The organism is Pseudomonas sp. NPDC087342 (genome assembly GCF_044744265.1).
GTDB lineage: Bacteria > Pseudomonadota > Gammaproteobacteria > Pseudomonadales > Pseudomonadaceae > Aquipseudomonas > Aquipseudomonas nunensis.
Window position 1 is genome coordinate 57,929 of sequence record NZ_JBIUXZ010000002.1, and the last position, 25,828, is coordinate 83,756.

Below are 25,828 nucleotides of genomic sequence, written 5' to 3' on the forward strand. Positions count from 1 at the left end.
GAGAAATAGTTCTTAGGTTTTTCCCAGAATGTTCTTAGCTCTGTTGTTACAAGAGTGAAACGGTTTTACCTACAAATAGCGTCAAGTATTTGACGACAAGTAAGCACCATCAGGAAACAGGGAGAAGTACCCATGCGCCTTTTAACCCCCCTCTGCAGCGCGGTTTTGCTGGCCATGGCCTGCACTTCTCAGGCTCAGGCCATGTCGTTGACCGACGCGATCCAAAGCACCATTGCGACGCACCCCGAACTTGCGTCGCGCGTGGACGCGCGGCTGTCGGCGGATGAGCAAGTGAAAGTTGCCAAAGGGGGCTTCTATCCATCAGTCGATTTGAACGCCGCTTACGGACGCGGCTACAGCGATAACACCAACACCCGGGCCTTCGGCAATCACCACACCGAAATCCTCAATTACACCCAGTCGGAACTGCGCCTGCGGCAGATGCTGTTTGACGGTTTCAACACCGCCAACGAGGTCGAGCGCACCAAAGGCGTGTCCAACTCCCGGGCCTATTACGCCCAGGGCACCGCCCAGGATCTGGCCTTGCGCACCATCGAGGTCTACCTCGAAGTGCTCAAGCGCCGTGAACTGGTGACGCTGGCCACCAACAACCTGCAAGCGCACATGCGGGTCAACGACCAGATCGGCCTGCGCACCCAGCGCGGTGTCGGCAGCAACGCCGACTCCGATCAGTCCACCGCTCGCCGGGCACTGGCGCAGAACAACCTGGACACTGCGGAAGTGGATCTGGCGGACGCCGAGTCGAACTTCTACAGCGTCGTCGGGCGTATCCCCGACGAACTCGAAGCACCGCCGTCGACCCGTGGCGAGTTGCCGACCAGCCTGCCGGAAGCCCAGCAGAGCATGGTCGAAAACAACCCGTACCTGAAATCCGCCCAGGCTGACGTGCAATCGGCCGAGAGCCAGTACGAAGTCGCCAAGTCGCCGTTCTACCCACGCTTCGACGCTGAAGCCGCGGTGGGCGCGAACAACAACGTGCAGGGCGATGAAGGTCACGACAACGAATGGCGTGTCGGCGTGATCATGAACTACAACCTGTTCCGTGGCGGCAGCGACAAGGCGCGCCTGGCTTCCGATGCGCACCAGATCAACCAGGCGATGGACATCCGCAACAACGCCCTGCGCCAGCTCAACGAGAACATTCACCTGGCCTGGAACGCCATGGTCAACGCGAAGAAACAAACCCCGACCGCGCGTGAATACGCGGAAACCACCAAACGCGTGCGGGCGGCCTATCAGGATCAGTTCGGCCTTGGCCAACGGACCCTGCTCGACTTGCTCGACAGTGAAAACGAGCTCTACAACGCCAACCGCCGCTACACCGAAGTGCGCTACACCGAGGAGTACTCGATGTACCGCGTGCTGGCGAACATGGGTCAGTTGCTGAGCAAACAACGGGTGGTGCTGCCCGCCGATGCGATCGCCTCCTCGGAAGTGAAAAACGAAGCACGTTTGCCTGAACTGAAATGAAGTAGCTCGACATGACCAACTGTGGCGAGGGAGCTTGCTCCCGCTGGGTTGCGCAGCAACCCCAAACACCGATTGAGCATGAAGACAGTGTGGGTGCTGCGCACCCAAGCGGGAGCAAGCTCCCTCGCCACAGGCAATCAATATGACAAGCATGGAACCCGGCAACACGGGTGTCGATCCGCGCCTTAGCTTCGATGACCCGCTTCTGGACGGTCTGTTGATCCTCTGCAAACTCCACGGTGCGGCGGTCAGCCGCGCCAGCCTGAGTGCCGGCCTGCCCCTGAACAAGCAACGCATGAGCCTGGACCTGCTGCCCCGCGCAGCGGCCCGGGCGAGTTTGCAGGCGCGTTTGCTGCGTCGGGACCTGGCGGATATTTCTGCCCTCAACCTGCCGGTGTTACTGATCCTCAACGATGGCCGCACTGCTGTGCTGCGGCGCTTTGGCGATGACGGCCAGTTGCTGATTCTGCCCTGCGAAGCCGAGGGCGGTGAACAATGGGTCAGCCGTGAAGAACTGACCACCAATTACAGCGGCCAGGCGTTGTTCGCCCGGCCGCGCCATGAACTCGAAGACTTGCGCTCACCGCTCGTGCCGCGCGTCGAAGCGTGGTTTCGTGACACGCTGAAGCTGTCGAAATGGCTGTACAGCGATGCGATCCTCGCGAGTTTCCTGATCAACCTGCTGGGGCTGATGGTGCCCTTGTTCGTGATGCAGACCTACGACCGGGTGGTGCCGAACCAGGCCACCTCGACCTTGTGGGTGTTGGCCATCGGCTTACTGATCGGCACCGGGTTCGAACTGGTGCTACGGGTGGTCCGCGCGCACCTGCTGGACACCGCCGGCAAGAAAACCGACGTGATCCTTTCCGCGACCCTGTTCGAACGCATCACCGGCATGTCGATGAAAGCCCGGCCCGCGACCATCGGCGGTTTCGCCCAAAGCATCCATGACTTCCAGGGCCTGCGCGAGTTTCTCACCGCCGTGACCCTGACCAGCCTGATCGACCTGCCCTTCGCCGTGCTGATGCTGGTGGTGATCGGCCTGCTCGGCGGCTGGCTGGTGGTGATTCCGTTGCTGGCGTTCCCGATCACGATCATTTTCGCGATGGTGATCCAGGTACGTCTGCGCGACACCGTGCAAAAAAGCCTGAGCCTCGGTGCCGAACGCCAAGCGCTGCTGATCGAAACCCTCGGCGGCCTGGAAACCCTCAAGGCCTGCAGCGCCGAAAGCGAGCGCCAGCACAAATGGGAAAGCACCCACGGCGCCCTCACCCGCCTCGACAGCCATGCGCGCAACCTCTCGGCCCTGGCGACTAACGGCACGTTGTTCATCCAGCAATTTTCCGGCATGGCGACCATCGTCGCCGGGGTTTACAGCATCATCGCCGGCAACCTCAGCGTCGGCGCGCTGGTGGCGACTTACATGCTCGGCAGTCGAGTGCTGGCACCGCTGGGGCAGATCGCCGGTTTGATCACCCGCTACCAGCAAGCGCAATTGACCATGCGCAGCACCGATGCGCTGATGTCGCTGCCGCAAGAGCGCGATTCGAAACAACGGCCATTGGAGCGCACGCAACTGCAAGGCGCGATGGACGTCAGCGGCGTGACCTTCCACTACAACGGGCAGAACGCACCCGCGTTGGCCAACATCAGTTTCAGCGTCAAACCCGGCGAACGCATCGGCATCATCGGCCGCAGCGGTTCGGGCAAAAGCACCCTCGCCCGCTTGGTGATGGGTTTCTACGCACCGGAAGAAGGCCAGTTGCTGCTTGATGGCCTGGACCTGCGGCAACTCGACGTCGCCGACCTGCGCCAACAGATCGGTTACGTCGCCCATGACCTACCGCTGCTAGCCGGCAGCCTGCGCGACAACCTGACCCTCGGCGCCCGCTACGTCAGCGATTCGCGAATGCTCGAAGTCGCGGAATTGACCGGTGTCACTGAACTCGCGCGCCAACATCCCCAAGGCTTCGACCGGCCCGTGGGTGAGCGCGGGCAATTGCTCTCCGGCGGTCAGCGTCAGGCGGTTTTGCTGGCCCGGGCGTTGTTGCTCGACCCGCCGATCATGCTGCTAGACGAACCCACCAGCGCCATGGACAACAGCAGCGAAGACGTCCTGCGGCAAAAACTCCACAGCTGGGTCCAGGGCAAAACCTTGCTGCTGGTGACCCACCGCACCTCGATGCTCAGCCTGGTGGATCGGCTGGTGGTGCTGGACAACGGACGGATCGTCGCCGACGGTCCGAAAGAAGCGGTCATCGATGCACTGCGCAAGGGCCGTGTCGGCTCTGCGGCTGTCTAGGAGTTGCCCATGGCTCGTTCATCGTCCGATGTCTCAAAGGATCGCGGCTACTTCGGCAGCTTCAGCAAAAGTGCGGAAAGCGAATACATGCCGGAAACCGCCGGCGCCGCATTGCAGGACTCCCCGCGCCTGTCGCGGATCACCGTGTGGCTGGCCGCGGGGCTGCTGATTTCGGGGCTGGTCTGGGCCAAATTCGCAGTGCTACAGGAAGTGACCATGGGCGAAGGCAAGGCGATTCCGTCGAGCAAGGTCCAGGTGATCCAAAACCTTGAGGGCGGCATCGTCACCGAGATCTTCGTGCGTGAAGGGCAAATGGTGAATAAGGGCGACACCCTGCTGCGCCTGGATGACACGCGGTTTCTGTCGAACAAGGGCGAAAGCGAGGCGGATCGTTATGCGTTGACCGCGCAAGTCGAACGCTTGTCGGCGGAGGCTGAAGGGCGGCCGTTCAAGCTTTCACCCGAAGTGATCGCCAAGGCGCCGCAAGTGGCCGAAGACGAACGCTCGCTGTACGAACAACGGCAACGGCGGCTGGCCAGTGAACAACGCACCCTGAGTGAACAACTTCGGCAAAAAACCCAGGAACTGGCAGAGTTCCGCTCGAAACAGGGGCAATTCAGTTCGAGCCTGGCGTTGCTGAATCAAGAGATGAATATGTCCGCGCCGCTGGTGGGCACCGGAGCGGTGTCGCCAGTGGAAATCCTGCGGCTGAAACGCAGCGCGGTGGAAATTCGCGGCTCGTTGAATGCGACGACCCTGGCGATTCCTCGGGCGGAGTCGGCGATCAATGAGATCAAGAGCAAGATCGACGAATCGGAACAGTCCTTCCGTTCCGACGCGGCCAAAGAGTTGAATGAGAAACGCACCGACCTGTCGAAAATCACCGCGTCGAGCATTGCCATCGACGACCGCGTGACCCGCACCACGGTGGTATCGCCGGTGCACGGGATTATCAAGGTGCTGAAGGTCAACACTATTGGCGGCGTGGTTCAGCCCGGCAGCGACATGGTGGAAATCGTGCCGTTGGAGGACAACCTGCTGATCGAAGCCAAGGTCCGGCCACAGGACGTGGCGTTTCTGCATCCTGGCCAGAAAGCCATGGTCAAGTTCAGTGCCTACGACTACACGATTTATGGTGGGCTGAGCGCCAAGCTGGAATTGATCGGCGCGGACACGATTACCGATGACAAGGGCAACAGCTTTTACCTGATTCAGGTGCGCACCGATAAGAACCACTTGGGCGGGGATGTGAAACCGTTGCTGATTATTCCGGGGATGGTGGCGACGGTGGACATTATTACCGGGGAGAAAAGTGTGCTGGATTACCTGTTGAAACCGGTGCTGAAGGCGCGGACAGAGGCGATGCGCGAGCGCTAGGCATTTTCAAGGCTCGCGGTGATTGATCTGGCGCCTTCGCGGGCAAGCCTCGCTCCTACAGGAGCATGCGAAACCCTGTAGGAGCGAGGCTTGCCCGCGAAGAGGCCCTTAGTGACCCGACTATTTCGGCCCATGGTTACGCTGGAAGGTTTCCTCCCCCATCGCCGCAATCTGCCCCTCGATCAACGCCTCGAACGGTTTCAACAACGGCTCGAACGTGGTCGGCGCTTCGAGGGTCTGCAACGCCTGCACAATCGCCTCCACCGTCGACAACGCTCCCGGCCCCGGAGCCTTGCGCAACCGATAGCGCGACACACCGCCCTCCGCCAACGTCACCCGAGGCAACGCCGCCAGCAGCGGATTGAGGTGCAACATCTTGCGCGCCTTGCGCCAGGTGCCGTCCGGGACCACCAGCAGCAAGGGTTCATCGGTTGAGGTGTAAGCCTGCAACGGCTGCGCCTCTTCAGCGGGAAACAGTAATCGCGCCTGATACCCCGGTCGATTCAACAACACCGGCAAATCCTCGAACACTTCACCGACAATCAACTCGGCATTCTTCAGCCCCAACGCCGCCAGCCGCGCAGTGTTCAGCGCATGGTTCACTTCGCTGGGATGCTGCAACAGCAAGACCCGGGTGCGGCTGTCGAGGCTCGGGATCAGGGGGCACAGGCAATGGGTTTGTGGGCGCAGGCAGCGTGGGCACTGGATTCTAGACATAGTCTTAAGCCTGGTTGAGCTGTGCTTTGAGCAAATCACGGAAGGTCTGGATCAGCGGCTCGCGGCTGCGGCCACGGCGCACGATCATCGAGAACGGTGCCTGATAACCGAATGTCGCCGGCAGCAACACCCGCAAATCGCCCTTGTCGGCCCAGGCCTGGGCGTAGTGCTCCGGCAGGTAGCCGATGTAGGCGCCGGACAGCACCAGGATCAGTTGCGCTTCCATACTTTCCACGGTGGCGGCGCTGTGTTTGAAACCGTGACGCGCCAGTTCCGCCTGGCTCCAATAGCCGCGACCGACCATGCGTTGCTGGGTGATGACTTGTTCGGGAATGCGTCGTTCGGTGAACAGCGGATGCCGGCTGCTGCAATACAGCCAGTGCTGCTCGCGGTACAGCGGCATGTAGACCAACCCACTCATGCGCGTGGAAAACGCACCGATGGCCAGGTCGAGACGGTTGTCCTGTACGCCGAGTTGCAGTTCGTAGGGGCTCATCACCGACAAGTGCAAATGCACGGCCGGGTGTTCCTGGCTGTAGGCGCCGATGGCTTCGGCGAAGGGCAAGGCCTTGTCGCTGACGGTGGAGTCGATGACCCCGAGGTTCAGCGTGCCGCGCAGTTCGCCTTTGAGCGCTGCCGCGTATTGCTCGAAGCCTTCGAGTTCGCCTAATAGCCGCAAGGTTTCCTGATGGAACAACTCGCCCTTGCTGGTCAGGCTGAAACCGCCGCGCCCGCGATGGCAGAGCACCAGGCCCAGCGCGGCTTCGAGCTGGCTCATGTAGGTGCTGATCGCCGACGTCGAGAGGTTGAGTTCTTGCTGGGCGTTGGCGAACCCCTGATGGCGGACCACGCTGACGAAGATGCGCAAAAGTTTCAAGTCGGGTAAAGCGTTGGCCATGGGGCGTACTCCAGCAGAAACCGTCCGTAGCAGCTGTGGAGCACCGCGAGGCTGCGTTCGGCGGCGCAGCCGTCGTTAAATCAAACAACGCGGTGATTCAGGAGAACCTCGCGCTCAGGTTTCACGACGGCTGCGCCGCCGGACGCAGCCTCGCGGTGCTCGACAGCTGCTACGGGGAATGTCAGTTGCGAACAAAACGTCGTCAGTCTATCGCCACACTTTCCATTAGTTTAGAAAAATCTGAACTAAGTATTTGCCCGTAGCGATTCTTCTCGCCCACTACATTTCGCATGATCGGCCCACAGCGGTGCCCGTACCTTCCGTGAACGGCGTGCCGACATAAATAAAACAACGACGATGAGGCCTTACCCGTGGACAAGATTCTTCACCAACCACTGGGCGGCAACGAAATGCCGCGCTTCGGCGGCATCGCCACCATGATGCGACTCCCCCATTTGACTACTGCTGCCGGCCTGGACGCTGCCTTTATTGGCGTGCCGCTGGACATCGGTACTTCCCTGCGCCCCGGCACCCGTTTCGGACCTCGCGAAATCCGCGCTGAATCGGTAATGATCCGCCCGTACAACATGGCCACCGGCGCTGCACCGTTCGATTCGCTGTCGGTTGCCGACATCGGCGACGTGGCGATCAACACCTTCAACCTGCTCGACGCCGTGCGGATCATCGAAGAGTCCTACCACAGCATCCTCGAACACGACGTGATCCCGCTGACCTTGGGCGGCGACCACACCATCACCCTGCCGATCCTGCGTGCCATCCATAAAAAGCACGGCAAGGTCGGCCTGGTGCACATCGACGCTCACGCCGATGTGAACGATCACATGTTCGGCGAGAAAATCGCCCACGGCACCACGTTCCGTCGCGCCGTCGAAGAAGGTCTTCTGGACCCCGACCGCGTAGTGCAAATCGGCCTGCGCGCCCAGGGCTACACCTCCGAAGACTTCAACTGGAGCCGCAAACAAGGCTTCCGTGTGGTTCAAGCCGAAGAGTGCTGGCACAAATCCCTGGCACCGCTGATGGCCGAGGTTCGCGAGAAAGTCGGCGGCGGTCCGGTGTACCTGAGTTTTGACATCGACGGCATCGACCCGGCCTGGGCACCTGGCACCGGCACCCCGGAAATCGGTGGTCTGACGACCATTCAGGCGATTGAAATCGTGCGTGGCTGCCAAGGCCTCGACCTGGTCGGTTGCGATCTGGTAGAAGTCTCGCCCGCTTATGACACCACCGGTAATACCTCGCTGCTGGCCGCCAACCTGCTGTACGAAATGCTCTGCGTACTGCCTGGCGTGGCCCACCGCTGAGGATTGGTCATGAACGAACGCGATCAGGTTTTGAAAGCCGCCGCCGATCTGGTGACTGCTTTCGCCCGTAACGATCGCGAAGCCTACTTCGGCGCCTTCAGCGCCGATGCCAGCTTCGTGTTCTACACCCTCGAACAGCCCCTGCTGTCGCGTGATGCCTACCAGGCATTGTGGGACAACTGGCGCGCCGAGGATGGCTTCGAAGTGCTTTCGTGCGCTTCAAGCAACGCCTTTGTCAGCCTGCAAGGTGACGTGGCGATTTTCATCCATGACGTGGCCACCGAGCTGCGCATGCAAGGGGAGCAACACTTCAGCCAGGAGCGCGAGACGATTGTTTTCAAGAAACAAGCGTCTGGCCAAGAACAACAAGGCCTATGGCTGGCCTGTCATGAACATTTGTCCGCAATGCCGGAAGGGCTGCCATCCCCTTAGCCAAACAGGTGACGCTCACACACGATGAGCGCGCCTTTATGATCGGAGCTGATCATGAATAACAACAACAAAGACAAAGACCAAAGCCTTACGCAAATTGAAACCTACGGGGTCGAACAGATCCCGGACAGCGAACGCACCGCAGGCCCGACGGACTTGTTCCGGATGATCTTCGGCGGCTCCAACACCTTTGCCACCGCCGTGCTCGGCAGTTTCCCGGTGCTGTTCGGCCTCTCGTTCCAGGCCGGTGTCTGGGCGATCGTGCTGGGTGTGTTGCTGGGTTCGCTGATCCTCGCGCCGATGGGCCTGTTCGGCCCGATCAACGGCACCAACAACGCCGTGTCTTCCGGTGCACACTTCGGCGTGCATGGGCGGATCGTCGGTTCGTTCCTGTCGCTGTTGACCGCCATCGCCTTCTTCTCGCTCTCGGTGTGGAGTTCGGGTGATGCGTTGATTGGTGGCGCCAAACGCCTGATCGGCCTGCCGGAAACCGACCTGACCCTGGGCCTGGCCTACGGTTTGTTCGCGATTCTGGTGCTGACCGTGTGCATTTACGGCTTCCGCTTCCTGTTGTGGGTCAACAAGATCGCGGTGTGGAGCGCCAGCCTGCTGTTCTTGCTGGGCATCTTCGCGTTCGCCGGTCCCTTCGATGTGAACTACGCCGGCACCGTCAGCATGGGTCAACCAGGGTTCTGGGCCGCGTTCATCGGTGCTGCTTTGGTGGCGATGAGCAACCCGATTTCCTTCGGTGCGTTCCTCGGTGACTGGTCGCGCTACATCCCGCGCGACACGCCAAAAGGCCGGATCATGGCGGCGGTGGTCATTTCGCAGATCGCGACCTTCATCCCGTTCCTGTTCGGCCTGGCCACCGCGACCATCGTGGCGATCAAGGCACCGGATTACATTGCGGCCAACAACTACGTCGGCGGTCTGCTGGCCGTTTCGCCGAGTTGGTTCTTCCTGCCGGTGTGCCTGATCGCGGTGATCGGCGGCATGTCCACCGGCACCACGTCGCTGTATGGCACCGGGCTGGACATGTCCAGCGTGTTCCCTCGGGTGCTGTCGCGGGTCAAGGCCACTTTGCTGATTGGCGTGATGTCGATTGCCTTCATCTTCATCGGGCGCTTTGCGGCGAACCTGGTGCAGAGCGTGTCGACCTTCGCCGTGCTGATCATCACCTGCACCACCCCATGGATGGTGATCATGATCATCGGCCTGGTGGTGCGTCGCGGCTTCTACTGCCCGGATGACCTTCAAGTGTTCACCCGTGGCGAGAAAGGTGGCCGCTACTGGTTCACCCACGGCTGGAACTGGCGTGGCCTGGGTGCATGGATCCCGAGCGCACTGGTCGGCCTGTGCTTCGTGAACCTGCCGGGGCAGTTCGTTGGTGTGCTGGGTGATCTGGCCGGTGGCATCGACATCAGCCTGCCGGTGACGTTGGGCCTGGCTTCGCTGGTGTACCTGACCTTGCTCAGCCTGTTCCCGGAGCCACGGGAAGTGTTTGGGCCGCAGGATGCGCGTAGCAAGGGCACCAACGCCGTCGCAAAGCCTGAACTCCGTCAGCCCGCCTGACACAGATCCACCTGTGGGAGCGGGCTTGCTCGCGAAGACGGCGGCACATCCAACATCGATGTGACTGAAAAACCGCATTCGCGAGCAAGCCCGCTCCCACAGAGAAGCGCCCCACAGAAACACCTTTGTTTCACCATAAAAAAGACAATCGGAGACACGCCATCATGGCATTGGATTTATTCGTCGTACTCATCTACGCCGCCGCGATGCTGATACTCGGCTATTACGGCATGCGCAAAGCCAAGACCAACGAAGACTTTTTGGTCGCCGGTCGTAACCTCGGCCCGAGCCTGTACATGGGCACCATGGCCGCCACCGTACTGGGCGGCGCGTCCACCGTCGGCACCGTGCGTTTGGGCTACGTGCATGGCATCTCCGGCTTCTGGCTGTGTGCCGCACTCGGTTGCGGGATCGTGGCGCTGAACCTGTTCCTCGCCAAGCCGCTGCTGAAATTGAAGATCTACACCGTTACCCAGGTCCTGGAAAAACGCTACAACCCGATGGCCCGCTCGGCGAGCGCGGTGATCATGCTGGCGTATGCGCTGATGATCGGCGTGACCTCGATCCTGGCGATCGGCACCGTGTTGCAAGTGCTGTTCGGCCTGCCGTTCTGGGTCTCGGTATTGCTCGGCGGTGGCGTGGTGGTGATCTACTCGGCGATCGGCGGCATGTGGTCGCTGACCCTGACCGACATCGTCCAGTTCGTGATCAAGACCGTGGGCCTGATGTTCATCCTGTTGCCGATCTGCATGTATCGCGTCGGCGGCTGGGATGAGTTGGTGCTGAAACTGCCGGCAGCCGCCTTCAGCTTCACCACCATCGGCTGGGACACCATCATCACCTACTTCATGATCTACTTCTTCGGGATCCTGATCGGCCAGGACATCTGGCAGCGAGTGTTCACCGTCAAGTCCGCCAAAGTCGCGCAGTACGCCGGTACGTTCGCCGGTTTCTACTGCATCCTCTACGGACTGGCCTGCGCCCTGATCGGCATGGCCGCTCACGTGCTGATCCCGGACCTGGACAACGTCAACAACGCCTTCGCCGCCATCGTCAAACTGTCCCTGCCGGACGGTATCCGTGGCCTGGTGATCGCTGCGGCACTGGCCGCCATGATGTCCACCGCCAGCGCCGGCCTGCTCGCCGCCGCCACCACACTGACCGAAGACCTGCTGCCGAAACTGCGCGGCGGTAAACAGTCGAGCCTGCGCATCAACCGCCTGTTCACCTTGTTCACCGGCATCGTGGTGCTCGGCATCGCACTGGTCGTGAATGACGTGATCAGCGCCCTGACCCTGGCCTACAACCTGTTGGTGGGCGGCATGCTGATCCCGCTGATGGGCGCGATCTTCTGGAAACGCGCAACCACCGCCGGCGCTATCGCCAGCATGGGCATGGGCTTCGCCACCGCGCTGGTATTCATGTTCAAGGACGGTCTGGATGCCAACACCCCGATCTACTACAGCCTGGGTGTGGGCCTGGTGAGCTTTGTGCTGGTGAGCTTGCTGTCCCGTCGCCCGGCCGTGATGGCGAGTGCCGTCTAAGCTTTCTATAAAGAACTGATGCTTTCTTCGACGGGTGTGGCGTCGGTTGCCACACCCGTTTTTTTTCGTCTGAAGGAATCTGCTTATGAAGATCGTCAGCCGCGACCAGTGGTTCGAGGTCAAACAGCTCAGTGATGGCATTCGCCTGATTCACGAGCCTTACATCCGACCGTTCTACCGCTGCAACCTCTGGCACATCCAGGGTCGCGACAAGGACCTGCTGCTGGACAGTGGCTCGGGGCTGGTGAGCCTGCGCGAGCAACTGCCGTGGATCACTGAGCGGCCGCTGGTGGCGGTGGCCAGTCATTGCCATTTCGACCACATCGCCGGGCATCACGAATTTCCCGAACGGCTGGTGCACCCGGCTGAAGCGCAGATCCTCGCCGAGCCCGATGGCGAAAACACTTTGAGCACGGCGTTTGTCGGCGACGAGATGTTCGAAGCGCACCCCGACTGCCCGTTGTGTTACGCCGAATACCGGGTCAAAGCCGCGCCAGCCACCGGGATGATTGAAGAAGGCGACGTGCTGGACCTGGGTGATCGCGTGCTTCAAGTGCTGCACACGCCGGGGCATTCACCGGGCGGCATCAGCCTGTATGAAGCGGCGACCGAGACCTTGTTCAGCGGCGACATCATCTACGACGGGCCGCTGATCGAAGATGCCTACCACTCCAACCTCGACGACTACGCCCGCAGTTTGCAGCGCTTGCACGCGTTGCCGATCCGCACCGTGCATGGCGGGCATTTCGGCAGTTTCTCCGGGGAACATTTGCGCACGATGATTGACGAGTGGCAGCGCTCCCACGGCTGAAGCCTGCTGTACTCAGCCAGGGACAACAACAATAACGCCCTCGAAGAACGACCATGAAAAGAGCCGCCGTGCGTGCTGCCGTGCACCGTTTCATCAGCCGCCTGCTGGAACGTCAGGATGACTTCGACGACAACGCCAGCCTGGCGCAGTTGGGCCTGGATAAAGAAGATATCGAGGAATTGATCTTCCATCTGGAAGATGAGTTGGGGTTGACGGCGTTTACGGCGGAAGAAGACCGGATGCTCAAGGACGCCAGGACGGCGGAGGATTTGAGTCGGTTTTTAGTGAGGATCGGGCGGCATTGAATTAGCGCGGCCCTTGTACTTGTAGCACCGCGAGGCTGCGTTCGGTTGTAGCAGCTGCCGAGCCTGCGAGGCTGCGATCGGTTGTAGCAGCTGCCGAGCCTGCGAGGCTGCGTTCGGCGACGAAGTCGTCGTGAGATCAGGCGGTGCGGTGTGTCAGGGAAATAATGCATACAGGTTTTACGACTGCTTCGCAGCCGAACGCTGCCTCGCGGTGCTCGACAGCTGCTACAGGCAGCGCTCGGCAGTTGCGACAGGCGTTGCTCGGCAGTTGCGACACGCGTTGCTCGGCAGAACTTACCGGCGGCGCGGCTGGCGTCGGCGCTGTTCGTCGTCAGTGCGAATAGGCACAGGTTGCAGAGGCGGTTCGATCAAACCGAGTGCGACACCCAAGTCGTGCAGCCAGTTTTGGATTTTCTCTTTCATGGTGCCCCCTTCAGGGTAGTGCCGAGTGGCCGGAATTCTGTAGCCACTTCGCACTGATAATAGTCCGAAGTCCTACGCAATGCTCGCCCAAGATCGCAATGATCTGTTACTGAATTGATCAAAATAGCTGACCAATAGTTCAAGCCGTCGCCAACACCTGGCTCGGCACTGTCGGATAGGCCTGTTGTTGCTGCTCAAGCCAGGCATTCAGATTCGCCCCGACCATGCCTTTGCGCCACATCAGCCACGTGGTCGCGCTGGCAAATGGCTCGGCCAACGGGTGCACCGCCACGCTTTCGCGCCCCGGAAGACTAGCGAGCATCGACTCCGACATCAGCGCCACGCCAGAGCCGGCGACCACACAGGCCAACATCCCCGGATAAGACTCGATCTCTATCGCCCGCCCCATCGCCGCATGGTAATGGGCGAACCAGGCTTCCAGGCGCATCCGGTACGAACAGCCCTGGCGAAAGGTGAACACCGAGCGCCCCTGCACATCCATCGCGTTGAGAATCGGCGGGTGATCGGCCTCGCTGATCAGCACCAGCCGTTCGTCGCAAAACGGCACGCCGTCGAGGCCCGCCAGTTCCAGCGGACCGTCCACCAGCGCCGCATCGAGCCGCCCGGTGAGCAAACCTTCGAGCAATTCGCCGCTGGGGCCGGACTGCACTTGCAGGTTCACCGCCGGATAAGTGCGGTGATAACGCGCCAATAGCCCTGGAAGATGGATAGCAGCCGTGCTGTACATGGTGCCGAGCACGAAGTCACCGGCCGGTTGCCCGCCCTGCACCGCCGCACTGGCTTCGTCGTGCAGGGCAAACAGCTTGGCGGTGTAGTCCAACAGGACTTTTCCTGCAGGTGATAACTGCAAGCGCTGACGTTCACGCAGGAAAAGTTCGACGCCCAGTTGCTCTTCCAGTTGTTTAAGCCGGGTCGACAGGTTCGACGGCACCCGGTGCAGGCGTTCGGCCGCACGGGTGATGGAACCTTCCTGTGCGACTGCCTGGAAAATCCGCAATTGGCTGAATTCCACGACCTTCTCCAAATCAGAACAAGTTACTCACTATTATTCATTTTAAAAGAAAGTCAATCAGTCCTAGCCTGACGGTCATTGATCCATTGCAGGAACTCAGACCATGTCCCCTCTGATTCGCTTAACCGCCAGCTTCATCGCCTTGATGATGGCCATGGGCATCGGGCGTTTCGCCCTGACGCCGCAACTGCCGCACTTGCTCAGCGAAGGTCAGATCGACCTGACCGCCGCCGGTCTGATTGCTGCGGCCAACTACCTCGGCTACTTCGTCGGCGCGGTGGACGCGATGTTCGCTCGCCGCCATCACCACGTTCGCCTGCGCTTGCTCGGTGGTTTGTGGCTGTGCGTGCTGCTGACCCTGGCGTCGTTCTGGGCCAACGGCTTTTGGTCCCATCTGCTGCTGCGCTTCGGCACCGGCGTGGCCAGCGCCTGGGTATTGGTGATGATCACCGCGCTGAGCCAACCATTGGCTGCGGCGGCCGGTCGCCCACGGTTGGGCGCCCTTGTATTTGCCGGACCGGGTTTGGGGATTTTTCTGACGGGGTTGTTGGCCTTGGGCTCACACCTGCAGGGGCAAACTTCCGCAACCTTGTGGCTGGTGTATGCCGCCGTCGCGCTGGTGATGCTGCTGGGGATTTTGCCCTTCCTGCCGCAACCGGCCACCGCAGTTGCTGCACCGACTGTTAATACTTCAGGCAACTCGGGCATCGGTCGTTTAGGGCTGATCTACGGTTTATATGGCTTGGGCTACATCATCCCGGCCACGTTCCTCTCGCAGATGGCCAACGCGCAGTTCCACGGGCAATGGATGGCGGATCTGTTCTGGCCGTGCTTCGGCCTCGCGGCAGCGATTGGTGTGGTGTTGGTGAGTTTGCGTCGGCACAACCCCAACGCCACACGGCATTGGCTGATGGCGACGTTGTGGTTGCAAGCCGCCGGGGTCTTCGCCTGCTTGCTGGGCAGCGGCCCGGGCCTGGCGTTGGGCGTCATCCTCTGCGGCACGCCGTTCCTGGCCTGTATGCAATTGGTGATGCAACGCTCCCGGGAGCTGGCGCCCCACGCCACCCAGCGCAACGCCGGATTGCTGACCGCGTGCTTTGCCGTGGGACAACTCGCCGGGCCATTGCTGGCCGCAACCAGCAGCCATTTCAGTGGAGGTCTGCAACCCGCGCTGATCGTCGCCGGCAGCGGCTTGCTGATCGCCGGCGGTTTGCTGCTGGGTCCACTCAGTGCTGGCCGAGAGCTCTGCGCAAACGACGGCGCACCCACTGCTCAGCGCTGACAAAAGTGATGCCGAGCAACACCAGCACCGCGCCGATCACGAAGTTGAGGCTCAGGTCTTCACCCAGCAACACCACGCCAAACGTGACGCCGAACAGAGGCGTCATGAACGAAAACACCGCCAGGTTCGCCGCCAGATAGCGGCGCAGCAGCCAGAACCAGGTCAGGTAACTGAAAAACGACACCACCAGACCCTGGAACAGTACGCTGGCCACCGCCACGGTGGTCAGGCTGACGTGGGTGACCTGGCCACTGAGGACCGCGATCAACAACAGGCCGACAAAACCGACGATCAATTGATAAAACAACGTCAGGGTCACTGGTGCTTCCGACAGGCGTGAGGCGCGCACCACCACCGTGGTCGCGCCCCACGAAGCGCCGGCCAGTACGCCCAACGCATCGCCCATCAACATTCGGTGGTCGAGGTTATCCCAAGACACGCCACCAGCAAACGCGACGGCGATCCCGACAAACGCGAGAAAAATCCCCAGCCATTGCACCGGTCTCAAACGCTCGCTCGGCAACAACCAATGCACGCCCAGCGCGGTGAAGATTGGCGCGGTGTAGAGGAATACCGACATGTGCGCGGCGGTGGTCAGTTGCAAGCCTTCGGAAATGAAGAAGAACTCCAGGCCAAACAACGCGCCGGCCAGTAGTCCACCGCGCCACGTATGACTGACCTGATCCCAACCGCCCTTCCAGCAGATGAGAAGTCCTACAAGCAAAGCAGAAATGCCCGAGCGTCCGGCGGCTTGCATGACTGGCGCGATATCGGGCGCAGCCCATTTGATCATCACCTGCTGCACGCCCCAGATCAGGCACAGCCCGAGCATCACTTGCAGGGCAAACCCATCGGCGCTACGCCGGGTGGCGCTCACCGGAACACCTCGAAAATACAATCCATGGCAGTAACTCGACAGTAAAAAGCAAAGCCCCCGACTCAAGGTCGGGGGCGAAAAATTATGCTGTCGATTATTAACCAGCTGTCCAGAAAATGCCGCCTGCCAGAGACCTTTAAATTCCCGGTTGCGTCATCAGCGTCGTCGGTTGCTGGGCCTGTTCGCGCTTGGCCAGGATGAAGAACAACACGCCGCCGAGGAAGCACCCTGTAAACCAGGCAAAGTTGGCCATCGGTTGCAGCAATGGCGTGAAGGTGATCGCCACGCCCATCAGCGTTGCAGGAATCAACGCCTTGACCGCCGTCCAGTTGACCCCGCCGCTGTAGTAATACTTACCGTCCGGCCCGTCATTGAATAGCGCATCCACATCGATCTGCTGCTTTTTGATCAGGTAGTAATCCACCAGCAGAATCCCGAACAACGGACCGATAAACGCCGCGAGTACATCCAGTGTGTAATGGATCACTTCGGGGTTGTTAAACAGGTTCCACGGCGTGATGAAGATTGACGCCACGGCGGCAATCATGCCTCCGGCACGCCAGCTGATTTTGCTCGGGGCGACGTTGGCGAAGTCGAACGCCGGGGACACGAAGTTGGCGACGATGTTAATGCCGATGGTCGCGGTGACGAAGGCGAATGCACCGAGCAGCACTGCCACGCTGTTATCGATGCGCGCCACGGTGGCGATCGGGTCGTGGAGCATTTCACCGAACACCGGCAAGGTGCCGGAGACAATCACCACCGTGACCAGGGAGAAGGCCAGAAAATTTACCGGCAAGCCCCAGAAATTGCCCCGGCGCACGTCCGCCATGCTGCGGCAGTAGCGACTGAAATCGCCGAAATTCAGGGTCGGTCCGGAAAAGTACGACACCACCAGCGCTGTCGCGACGATCACTTGTCCGAAAGCTTCCCAGCCAGAGAGGGATTTTTCCGCGAGGGTGAAGCTGATATTACTCCAGCCAGCCTGCCAGACGATCCAGCCGGCGAGCACGAACATCACGCCATACACCACGGGACCGGCCCAATCGATGAAACGGCGGATCGACTCCATACCAGTCCAGAACACCAGCGCCTGGACGAACCACAGACTGAGGAATCCGAACCAGCCCAAGTAGGACAAACCGGCGAAATGCGGTTCGGCGTAGACCGCCATCGTCGGAAAAAACCGCAGCACCACGATGATCAGCGCACTGGACGCCAGGTACGTCTGAATCCCATACCAAGCGACTGCGATAAGGCCGCGAATGACCGCAGGAATATTCGCTCCGAATACGCCGAACGCCAATCGGCAGATCACCGGGTACGGCACCGCCGCTTGCTGGCTCGGCTTGGCCACCAGGTTGGCGATCAACTGCACGATGCAGATCCCGCCGAGCAAAGCGATCAACACCTGCCAACTTGCCAGCCCGAGGGCGAACAGGCTGGCGGCGAACACGTAACCGCCGACGCTGTGCACGTCGCTCATCCAGAAAGCGAAGATGTTGTACCAATTCCATTTTTGCGGCAGCGGCCCCAGGTCCTGGTTATACAGGCGGGGGCTATAGCCGTTGGGCATTTGCTCGGTCATCGCGGGCTCCTCGTTAGAACCGGAGCGCCGCACTGCGTACGGGAACCGGCGTTATTTGTATACGAGTTTCTACGCAGAATGCGTGCCATGCGGGTGAAAGGTGTGACATTTCGGGCTTTCAGGCGCGAACAGACCGAAGCGCGAACGTCATCAAGGAAGAGATATTGCCCACGAACAGGGCATCTACGCCTGCAAACAGTGCAGGCTTATCTGTATACAACTGGAATATGGGAATGCTACGCAGTCAATCGCGAGCAAGCTCGCTCCCACAGGGGACTCGCGTGAAATGAAGATCTTCAGCCAAACATAAAACCACTGTGGGAGCGAGCCTGCTCGCGAAAGCATTCGTCCAGCCAGCGAAAATCACGGCTTGGTATTGGCCACTCTGTTCGCCACAAAAAAACCAACCAAACAAGCCACACAAGTCGCAAAAGCCCCCCACGCCATATCCATCAACGCCAACCGCGCCGACCATCCATTCAGCGTCGCCCAGTTGCTCAGGTCATAAGTGCCATAAGCCACCAACCCCAACAACGCGCCCAGGCGTGCGGCCCGTTGCCAGCTCTGCGCCGGCAACACCACAAACACCACACAACCGAAGACATAAAGGAGATAGAACACCGCTGCCGGGGCCAGCAGCGGTTGGTCGAGCATCAGCGAGCCGAGCAGCGCGCGGTAGGTTGGCGCCATCAGCACGCCGAGCCAGAGGCCGTCGAGCACGAGAAACGCCAGCAAGGTGCCGACGTAAGCCAGAAGAGCCTTTTTCATCGCAGTCCAACCCCATGTCATCGATTTACATGGGGCCGGCGCGAGGTCAGCTTAGTTCAATGCGATCCGCATGAATGACGATCTGCCCGTTCTTGTACAACGCGCCGATGGCCTTCTTGAAGTTGCCTTTACTGACGCCGAACATGCTGCTGATCAGGGTCGGATCGCTCTTGTCGCTGATCGGCAGAGTGCCGTTGTTGTCGCGCAACTTGGCGAGGATCTTCGAGTTCAGGCTGGTGGCCGCTTCTTCGCCGACTGGTTGCAGGCTCAGGCTGATCTTGCCGTCGGTGCGGACTTCTTTGATAAAGCCCTTCTCTTCTTTACCGGCGCGCATGAACTTGAAGATTTCGTTCTTGTGGATCAAGCCCCAATGCTTGTTGTTGATGATTGCCTTGAAGCCCATATCGGTCGCTTCGGCCACCAGCAAGTCAACTTCCTGGCCCGGGGTGTAGTTGGCCGGGGTTTTGTCCAGGTAACGGTCCAGGCGCGCGGTCGCGGTGATGCGGCGGGTGTGCTTGTCGAGGTAGACGTGCACCACCACATACTCGCCGGCAGTCATCTGGCGCTTTTCTTCGGAGTACGGCAGCAACAGATCCTTCGGCAGACCCCAATCCAGGAACACGCCGATGCTGTTGACTTCAACGACTTTCAAACTGGCGAATTCACCGACCTGAACTTTCGGCGTTTCGGTAGTTGCGATGAGTTTGTCATCGCTGTCCAGATAAACAAAAACGTTGAGCCAATCTTCATCTTCGCTGGGAATATCTTTAGGGATATAACGATTAGGCAGAAGGATTTCCCCGTCCGCGCCACCGTCCAGATATAAACCGAAGTTAGTGTGTTTAACCACTTGCAAACTGTTGTAACGCCCGACTAAAGCCATTTCCAATACCCTCATTGCGTGGGCGGCATTCTACCCGGTTTTGCGGGCCGCGTTCGCCAGCCAGCCCGGTGGCGCGAGAAATTCCTCTGGAAGCCTTAATTTTCCTGGGCTCGTGGACGGGCCTGAGGCCGCTCGTCTGACGGATCCTGCGCCCTCTTCCAGTCCCAGCCGAGAAGAATGAGCTTTTTGACAGCCTGTCTTCTTATTTAAAACAGCAGCTTAGCCGGGCAATTCGCACAATAACTTGTGAATAATCGAGTGATGCCCTTGGTTATTTCAGGGGGATATTTACCAAGCAATTGTCAAGTATTTCCTGTACGATGCCTGGCCAAGTTAATTTTCTACAGGTTAATGGCCGCCATGCGTGTAAAAGCATCCAATAGCAAAGCAAAGCCAGCTCCAGCCGTTGAAACCAGCGAATCTATCAACAACCAGATTGCTGCTTTCCTCAAGTCCGGTGGCGAGATCCAGCAAATTGCCAAAGGCGTCAGCGGCCAGACATTCGGCCCGTCGAAGCAAATCACGCTCGGCAAAAAGTAACACCCTGCTTTAACTGGTCCGTAAGCGCTTTGAGCTTCGAAGCGCTTGGACTGGAACCTCCGCAATACCCCGCAAAATCCAATCAATATTCCAGAAATCGACGAACGGCCCTCAATGCCGAGCATTCGCCGGTATGCTTGCACACGTCTAGATTAAGCGTTTCAGCAGATTCGGTTACTGCTCCTCGCGGTCATGGAGTGACGCATGCTCAAACCCTCCTATCTATTGCTCGGCACCCTCCTCTTGTCGTGCTCGAGTGCCAACGCGCAAATTTTCCAGCGTGAATTGGGTGACTTCGACCTCAAGCTCGGCACCACCCCCAGCCGCAGCATGGCCCAAGGGCTGGTCAAGCCCGCCAGTACCGGCTCGTTCCACGGTGGTCTCGACCTGAGTCATGACAGCGGCTTCTACGTCGGCCAATGGTCGCCGAGCATGGGTTTGAGTCCAGGCAGTAACCTTGAAGTCGATTCCTACATGGGCTTTAAACAACCCTTCGATAAAACCCTCGGCTACGAAGTCGGCATGATCCATTACAGCTATCCGAAAGTGGACACCCTCGACAGCCAGGAGCTGTTCGGTGGCCTGACCTTTCTCGGCAGCCGTTTTGGCGCCGCCTTCAGCAACGACCCGGATAAACAGAACAGCACCGTGTTCGCCGACCTGGGTGGCAATCAGCCGTTCGGCATCGGTATCAGCATGAAATACACCACCCACCAGCTCAACACCCCGGTGTCCGTCGACGGCGGCGCGATCGGCAGTTTCACCGACTGGTCGCTGCAACTGTCCCGAGCGTTCATGGGCGTCGACCTGGACCTGATCTACAGCGACTCCAACCTCAGCGGCAGCGATTGCTCCGCGTACTCCGGGCACAACAGCCAATGCGACGGGCTGGTCACGCTGAAGGCCGAACGCTCCTTCTATTGATTGGCTTGAACTGCCGGGCTTATCTTGCGTTCACATAGAGACACCTTCAAAGAAGCCAGGCTTCGCAAGGACTCGCCCATGTCGCGCTGGTTTAAACGCATTGCCCTCCTCGTCACCATCACCTTGGCCCTCGGCGCTTGCAGCCGCGTGGGACTGGCTTACCGCAACCTCGACGTAATCATCCCGTGGACGCTCAGCGACTACCTGGACATGAACGGCGAGCAAAAAGGCTGGTTCAACGAACGCCTCAAGGAACACCTGAGCTGGCACTGCACCACCCAACTGCCGGGTTACCTGGACTGGCTGGACCGGTTGCAGGCGATGGTCGAGACCAATCAGGTCACCGATGAAGCGCTCAAGGCCCGCACCCAGGAAGCCAAGCAAGCCATCGCCCAGACCGCCAAGGAAATCACCCCGTCGGCCATTGAGTTGCTGCAAGGACTGAATGACCAGCAAGTGGCGGAGATGAACGACGCCTTCGCCAAGGACCAGCGCAAACGTCAGGAGGATTACCTCAAGCCGTCCCTTGATCAGCAAATCAAGGACCGTGGCGAGCGCATGGACAAACGCCTGAATGACTGGCTCGGCCCGCTCAGCCCCACTCAGCAGCAACGTGTGACGGCGTGGTCGAAGGCCTTGGGCGACCAGAATCAACAGTGGATCGCCAACCGTGTGCATTGGCAGAAGCAATTCAGCGCGGCGGTGGCTCAGCGCCAGAGTGCAGAATTCCCACAGCGGATCGAGATGCTTCTGGTCAATCGCGAGAGTTTATGGACACCGGCTTACCGCCAGGCCTACGCCAACACCGAGGATCAGGCCCGAGGGTTGCTCGTGGATTTGATGGCAGAAAGCACGCCGGAACAGCGGCAGCGGTTGTTGAAGAAGATCGATGGGGTGCGGAAGGATTTCAATGATTTGAAATGTTTGAAGGCTGTGAAGCAAGGCTAAGCCAAACACCAATCCAAATGTGGGAGCGAGCCTGCTCGCGAATGGGCCATTACATTCAACATAGATGTTGAATGTAAGACCGAATTCGCGAGCAGGCTCGCTCCCACATTAGTTTTGCAGTGTTCTTCAGGCGATCTGCGCTTTCGACGCCACCTGATCAAACGTCACTTCATCCAGCGCATCCTGCTGCTCATCCAACACCTGCCGAGGATGATCATTGCCCGGAATGCTGCTGTCGATCAGGCTCAATAAACTCGAGCCACGCGGCGTCAGAATGTAGTTCGAACCGCTGCCGCCCTGCTCTTCCGGCCGGGGCTCGATATAACCGCGTTCCAGCAGCAACTTTTCGTACTCGCCGGCCACCGCTTTCAGGTGATCCAGGTTTTCAGTCTGCTCGCCTTCCGATGCTTTCTCCGCCGCGTACTGCTCGGCATAGGCCCGAGGCGTGTAACTGCCTTCACCGTGCTGCACTTCGTGCAGTAAGCGTTCAATCAAATCCCAGTTATAAGTCGTCATCCTTTCAACCTCCAAGCCAGAGTGTGTGATGGCCTTCATAGGTTGTGACAGGCAGGTTGGGTAGCCGTTCAGCCGGGGTTTTGAACGGCACCGACCGGTGGTATGTCGAATTTCCCACAGACCAAACGACTAGGCTGTGTAAGCCAACTCCCAGCATCGCGCAGGAGAAAACCCATGAACATTCAGAATCATCCCGTCGTCTCGCGAGAAGAATGGCTCGCCGCCCGCAAGCAACACCTGGTCCACGAAAAAGCCTTCACCAAGGAACGTGACAGACTCAGCGCCGAACGCCGCGCCCTGCCTTGGGTGAGGATCGACAAGGATTACCGCTTCCAGGGTCCGAATGGCGAATTGAAACTGGCCGACCTGTTCGGCGACAACAGCCAACTGATCATCTATCACTTCATGTTCGCCAAAGGCTGGGACGCAGGCTGCACCGGCTGCTCGTTTCTGTCCGACCATATCGACGGCGCCAACCTGCACCTGGCTCACCATGACGTGGCGGTGGTGGCGGTTTCCCACGCTCCATTCGCCGAATTCCAGGCCTTCAAGCGGCGCATGGGCTGGAAATTCGACTGGGTGTCGTCAGACGGTTGCGATTTCAACTACGACTTTGGCGTCTCCGCCCGCGCCGAAGACATCGACGCAGGAACGGCGACCTACAACTACGAAAAAAATCCATGGACCGAAGAAGAACTCCCCGGCCTCAGCGTGTTTTATCGCAACCCAGCCGGCGATATCTTCCACACCTATTCCAGCTATGAACGGGGCCTGGACCTGCTGGTCGGCGCCTACAACTACCTCGACCTGACGCCCAAGGGGCGCAATGAAGAGGAGATCATGGAGTGGGTGAAGCACCACGACCAATACGACGACAAGGGGGCGTCCAGTTGCTGTCATGGGGGGTAATTCCGGGGAGTCCGGGGCGCGGCAGCCATTCGCGAGCAGGCTCGCTCCCACATTGGAATGCACTCTCCTGTGGGAGCGGGCTTGCTCGCGAAAGCGGTGTGTCAAACAACATCGATGGTGACTGACACGACGCCTTCGCGAGCAAGCCCGCTCCCACACTAGAATCAGGAATCCGGAGGCATTGGCTTCTTCACGAAATCCACAAACGCCCGCAATGCCGGGGCCATCTGCCGCTGATTCGGGTAATAAAGGTAAAAACCGGGAAAGGCCGGCGTCCACTCTGGCAGCAGATGCACCAGCCGCCCGGAAGTGATGTGCTCGCGAACCTGATGCTCAAACAGGTACGCAATGCCCGCCCCTTCAAGCGCCACTCGGGTGAGCATTTCCGGCTCGGTAACCACCAGCGGACCATTCACCGAAATCGCCAGCCGTTCACCCGCGCGCTCAAACTCCCAGCGATACAGACTGCCGTCCGTGGGCCAGCGATAGGACAGGCATTGATGCTCGCTCAAATCATGCGGCGTGTGCGGCGTACCGAACTGCTCGATATACGCCGGTGACGCCACGACCATCATTTCCAGATGCCCGCTCAACTCCACGGCGATCATGTCCTGATCGAGGCTTTCACCGAGTCGGATCCCGACATCAAAACCACCCGCGACCATGTCCACCAAACGCTCATCAGTCACGATGTCGAGACTCACGCCGGGATAAGTGTTCAGGAACGGACCAATCAAAGGCGCCAGATAATGAATCGCCGCAATCCGTGGCGCATTGATGCGCAGTCGACCACTGGGCGGCGTGCCCGGTGTTTGCGTGACCCCGGCCAGCGCTGCGTCGACCTCGTTGAGCGCCGGTTGCAAGCGCAACAACAACCGCGCGCCGGCATCGCTGGGCGACACGCTGCGAGTGGTGCGGTTGAGCAGACGCACGTCCAGCCGCTCTTCCAGTTGGCGGATGGTCTGGCTCAGCGCGGAGGCCGACATGCCCAAATGAGCCGCCGCCCGCACGAAACTGCCATGCTCGACCACCGCGACAAAGGCCCTCAGCTGGGCGTATTCACTGCCTCGCATTATGTATGGGTTCCTTAATAAGTCGGACCGATACTAACGCATTATCAAAGTAATGCCCCTTCGTGATTTTCAACCCACACACCGCCAGGGGCTCGACAGGCTGAACTTTTGACGCAATCAACCCCTCAACCGGGTAACCCGCCTTAACCGGAACTGAGGCCTGTCCTATGAAAACCCTGATGAAGCTGACCCTCGCTGCCGCTCTAGTCTGTGCCCTGCCTGCGTGGGCGTGTACCCCCGAAGAAGCCACCGCCAAGCGCGAGCAACTGGCCAAGGAAGTGACCAGGCTCACGCAACAGAATCCGCAGAAAGCCAAGGAAATAAACGACGAACTGCAGAAGATGGATCTGGGCACGGCCAGTGCCGATCTGCCGGACAAGTGCCAGTTGATTGATCAGCGGTTGAAGGAACTGGATACGGCGGATAAGAAGGCCGAAGGTTAAGAGCAAAGTCAAAAGATCGCAGCCTTCGGCGACTCCTACAGGCGTGTAAGAGCCGCCGACGGATGTGATTTTTCGCTTTGGAATTTGCATTAGTGCATTTATTTATTTGCATAAACGCATATCCACACCTAAGGTTACCTCGAGCCCGGATCGGAGCGGCCATCAAACATGGCAAACCGCATACGCCGATCGCTCGGCAACACCGCTGTACACCCACTAGCTGGACGCTAGTTTTCATTCATGGAGGATTGAAAAATGTTAACCACTGAAGCAACACGATTCACCGGCGAAACACTGCCAAGGTGCCTGGCAAATCATCTGCTCGACCCGCATCTGGTCGAGGTCGAATCGGCTGCACCACTCAGCGCACTCGCCGCTGGCAGCCTCAATTTCACGATGCAGCAACAAACCCAGACCAACTGGTGCTGGGCGGCGGCCTCCGCCTCGGTCGGCAACTATTACGGCACCGGGTCCTGGACCCAATGCGGCGTGGCCAGCGCTGCGCTGGACCGTAACTGCTGCAATCAGGCGGGGCCGTGCAACGTGTACGGCTATCTGGATACCGCCCTGCGGATCACCCGCAGTTTCAACGGGATGAATCAGGGTTCGCTGCAAATGTCGGCGATTCAGAACCAGATCAACATGGGCCGCCCGGTCTGTCTGCGTTGCGCCTGGTACGGCGGCGGTGCGCACTTCCTGGCGATCTATGGCACCAACGGCAACTACGTGCTGGTCGCGGATTCGATCTACGGCTACTCGACCCGCGCGCTGAACTCGTTCCCCGGTTCTTACAACGGCGGCGGCAACTGGACCAACACTTACTTCACCGTAAAAAACTAGGAGGGCGACA

The 25,828-nt window shown here is 59.7% G+C and carries 26 protein-coding genes; 16 read left to right on the forward strand and 10 right to left on the reverse strand.

What is annotated here, in order from left to right:
• Positions 1-132 precede the first annotated feature (132 nt).
• From ACIOYV_RS08170 to ACIOYV_RS08180, 3 genes are all read left to right on the forward strand, one after another.
• Positions 133-1,491 carry a TolC family outer membrane protein gene (locus ACIOYV_RS08170; protein WP_123509062.1) on the forward strand — a complete coding sequence of 453 codons (1,359 nt, stop codon included), beginning with the start codon at positions 133-135 and terminating at the stop codon, positions 1,489-1,491.
• A 142-nt stretch (positions 1,492-1,633) separates the two neighbouring features.
• Positions 1,634-3,793, forward strand: coding sequence for a type I secretion system permease/ATPase (locus ACIOYV_RS08175; RefSeq protein WP_401322715.1), 2,160 nt, complete (start codon positions 1,634-1,636; stop codon positions 3,791-3,793).
• 9 nt (positions 3,794-3,802) lie between these two features.
• Entirely contained in the window at positions 3,803-5,170 is a 1,368-nt protein-coding gene (locus tag ACIOYV_RS08180; RefSeq protein ID WP_401322718.1) for an HlyD family type I secretion periplasmic adaptor subunit, read from the forward strand.
• 120 nt (positions 5,171-5,290) lie between these two features.
• Here the strand turns inward: ACIOYV_RS08180 and ACIOYV_RS08185 are convergent, their stop codons facing one another.
• Positions 5,291-5,887: a tRNA-uridine aminocarboxypropyltransferase gene (locus ACIOYV_RS08185; protein WP_163909016.1), complete on the reverse strand. Its 597-nt coding sequence runs from the start codon at positions 5,885-5,887 to the stop codon at positions 5,291-5,293.
• A gap of 4 nt (positions 5,888-5,891) precedes the next feature.
• Positions 5,892-6,785, reverse strand: coding sequence for a LysR family transcriptional regulator (locus tag ACIOYV_RS08190; RefSeq protein ID WP_007945995.1), 894 nt, complete (start codon positions 6,783-6,785; stop codon positions 5,892-5,894).
• A 371-nt stretch (positions 6,786-7,156) separates the two neighbouring features.
• Here ACIOYV_RS08190 and speB point away from each other — a divergent pair, with 371 nt between their 5' ends.
• The 6 genes from speB to ACIOYV_RS08220 all read left to right on the forward strand — a co-directional run bounded on the left by speB (position 7,157) and on the right by ACIOYV_RS08220 (position 12,771).
• Positions 7,157-8,107: an agmatinase gene (speB, locus tag ACIOYV_RS08195; protein ID WP_054049162.1), complete on the forward strand. Its 951-nt coding sequence runs from the start codon at positions 7,157-7,159 to the stop codon at positions 8,105-8,107.
• Between the two features lie 9 nt (positions 8,108-8,116).
• A complete protein-coding gene (locus ACIOYV_RS08200; RefSeq protein ID WP_401322722.1) occupies positions 8,117-8,539 on the forward strand; it encodes a YybH family protein in 423 nt (140 codons plus the stop codon).
• Between the two features lie 54 nt (positions 8,540-8,593).
• Positions 8,594-10,111 (forward strand): purine-cytosine permease family protein, encoded by a 1,518-nt coding sequence (locus ACIOYV_RS08205; RefSeq protein ID WP_401322725.1) that lies wholly within the window; start codon positions 8,594-8,596, stop codon positions 10,109-10,111.
• Positions 10,112-10,275: 164 nt separating this feature from the next.
• Positions 10,276-11,655, forward strand: coding sequence for a sodium:solute symporter (locus ACIOYV_RS08210; protein WP_163909014.1), 1,380 nt, complete (start codon positions 10,276-10,278; stop codon positions 11,653-11,655).
• 85 nt (positions 11,656-11,740) lie between these two features.
• Positions 11,741-12,466, forward strand: a complete 726-nt coding sequence (locus ACIOYV_RS08215) for an MBL fold metallo-hydrolase (protein ID WP_054049153.1) — start codon at positions 11,741-11,743, stop codon at positions 12,464-12,466.
• Between the two features lie 53 nt (positions 12,467-12,519).
• Positions 12,520-12,771 (forward strand): phosphopantetheine-containing protein, encoded by a 252-nt coding sequence (locus ACIOYV_RS08220; RefSeq protein ID WP_054049151.1) that lies wholly within the window; start codon positions 12,520-12,522, stop codon positions 12,769-12,771.
• A gap of 294 nt (positions 12,772-13,065) precedes the next feature.
• On the opposite strand, the gene ACIOYV_RS08225 is transcribed toward ACIOYV_RS08220, so the two are convergent.
• Entirely contained in the window at positions 13,066-13,194 is a 129-nt protein-coding gene (locus ACIOYV_RS08225) for a PA1414 family protein (protein ID WP_003184145.1), read from the reverse strand.
• 139 nt (positions 13,195-13,333) lie between these two features.
• Entirely contained in the window at positions 13,334-14,227 is an 894-nt protein-coding gene (locus tag ACIOYV_RS08230) for a LysR substrate-binding domain-containing protein (RefSeq protein ID WP_401322728.1), read from the reverse strand.
• A gap of 103 nt (positions 14,228-14,330) precedes the next feature.
• Between ACIOYV_RS08230 and ACIOYV_RS08235 the strand changes: the two genes are divergently transcribed.
• Positions 14,331-15,509, forward strand: a complete 1,179-nt coding sequence (locus tag ACIOYV_RS08235) for an MFS transporter (RefSeq protein ID WP_401322731.1) — start codon at positions 14,331-14,333, stop codon at positions 15,507-15,509.
• Here the strand turns inward: ACIOYV_RS08235 and ACIOYV_RS08240 are convergent.
• The 4 genes from ACIOYV_RS08240 to ACIOYV_RS08255 form a co-directional block, all read right to left on the reverse strand.
• Positions 15,454-16,386 carry a DMT family transporter gene (locus ACIOYV_RS08240; RefSeq protein ID WP_054615797.1) on the reverse strand — a complete coding sequence of 311 codons (933 nt, stop codon included), beginning with the start codon at positions 16,384-16,386 and terminating at the stop codon, positions 15,454-15,456. The two genes, ACIOYV_RS08235 and ACIOYV_RS08240, sit on opposite strands and share 56 nt — an antisense overlap.
• A 136-nt stretch (positions 16,387-16,522) precedes the next feature.
• Positions 16,523-17,974: an NCS1 family nucleobase:cation symporter-1 gene (locus tag ACIOYV_RS08245; protein ID WP_401322734.1), complete on the reverse strand. Its 1,452-nt coding sequence runs from the start codon at positions 17,972-17,974 to the stop codon at positions 16,523-16,525.
• Positions 17,975-18,337: 363 nt separating this feature from the next.
• Positions 18,338-18,742, reverse strand: a complete 405-nt coding sequence (locus ACIOYV_RS08250) for a DUF2177 family protein (RefSeq protein WP_401322736.1) — start codon at positions 18,740-18,742, stop codon at positions 18,338-18,340.
• A gap of 46 nt (positions 18,743-18,788) precedes the next feature.
• On the reverse strand, positions 18,789-19,625 hold the full coding sequence (locus ACIOYV_RS08255) for a S1 RNA-binding domain-containing protein (RefSeq protein ID WP_054049140.1): 837 nt from the start codon (positions 19,623-19,625) through the stop codon (positions 18,789-18,791).
• A gap of 351 nt (positions 19,626-19,976) precedes the next feature.
• Here ACIOYV_RS08255 and ACIOYV_RS08260 point away from each other — a divergent pair, with 351 nt between their 5' ends.
• The 3 genes from ACIOYV_RS08260 to ACIOYV_RS08270 all read left to right on the forward strand — a co-directional run bounded on the left by ACIOYV_RS08260 (position 19,977) and on the right by ACIOYV_RS08270 (position 22,037).
• On the forward strand, positions 19,977-20,165 hold the full coding sequence (locus ACIOYV_RS08260) for a hypothetical protein (protein WP_017337097.1): 189 nt from the start codon (positions 19,977-19,979) through the stop codon (positions 20,163-20,165).
• Positions 20,166-20,369: 204 nt separating this feature from the next.
• Positions 20,370-21,089 (forward strand): TorF family putative porin, encoded by a 720-nt coding sequence (locus tag ACIOYV_RS08265; protein ID WP_163909007.1) that lies wholly within the window; start codon positions 20,370-20,372, stop codon positions 21,087-21,089.
• 78 nt (positions 21,090-21,167) lie between these two features.
• Positions 21,168-22,037: a DUF6279 family lipoprotein gene (locus ACIOYV_RS08270; protein ID WP_163909006.1), complete on the forward strand. Its 870-nt coding sequence runs from the start codon at positions 21,168-21,170 to the stop codon at positions 22,035-22,037.
• A gap of 126 nt (positions 22,038-22,163) precedes the next feature.
• On the opposite strand, the gene ACIOYV_RS08275 is transcribed toward ACIOYV_RS08270, so the two are convergent.
• A complete protein-coding gene (locus ACIOYV_RS08275) occupies positions 22,164-22,553 on the reverse strand; it encodes a hypothetical protein (RefSeq protein ID WP_054049134.1) in 390 nt (129 codons plus the stop codon).
• Positions 22,554-22,727: 174 nt separating this feature from the next.
• Here ACIOYV_RS08275 and ACIOYV_RS08280 point away from each other — a divergent pair, with 174 nt between their 5' ends.
• Positions 22,728-23,462, forward strand: a complete 735-nt coding sequence (locus tag ACIOYV_RS08280; protein WP_401322740.1) for a DUF899 domain-containing protein — start codon at positions 22,728-22,730, stop codon at positions 23,460-23,462.
• A gap of 164 nt (positions 23,463-23,626) precedes the next feature.
• Here the strand turns inward: ACIOYV_RS08280 and ACIOYV_RS08285 are convergent, their stop codons facing one another.
• Entirely contained in the window at positions 23,627-24,535 is a 909-nt protein-coding gene (locus ACIOYV_RS08285; RefSeq protein WP_401322742.1) for a LysR family transcriptional regulator, read from the reverse strand.
• A gap of 167 nt (positions 24,536-24,702) precedes the next feature.
• On the opposite strand from ACIOYV_RS08285, the gene ACIOYV_RS08290 reads away from it, so the two are divergent.
• Together ACIOYV_RS08290 and ACIOYV_RS08295 are read left to right on the forward strand one after the other, a co-directional pair.
• Positions 24,703-24,978: a hypothetical protein gene (locus ACIOYV_RS08290; RefSeq protein WP_054049128.1), complete on the forward strand. Its 276-nt coding sequence runs from the start codon at positions 24,703-24,705 to the stop codon at positions 24,976-24,978.
• Positions 24,979-25,233: 255 nt separating this feature from the next.
• The gene (locus ACIOYV_RS08295; protein ID WP_401322746.1) at positions 25,234-25,818 is read left to right on the forward strand and encodes a papain-like cysteine protease family protein; all 585 of its coding nucleotides are present in this window, start codon (positions 25,234-25,236) and stop codon (positions 25,816-25,818) included.
• Positions 25,819-25,828 lie beyond the last annotated feature (10 nt).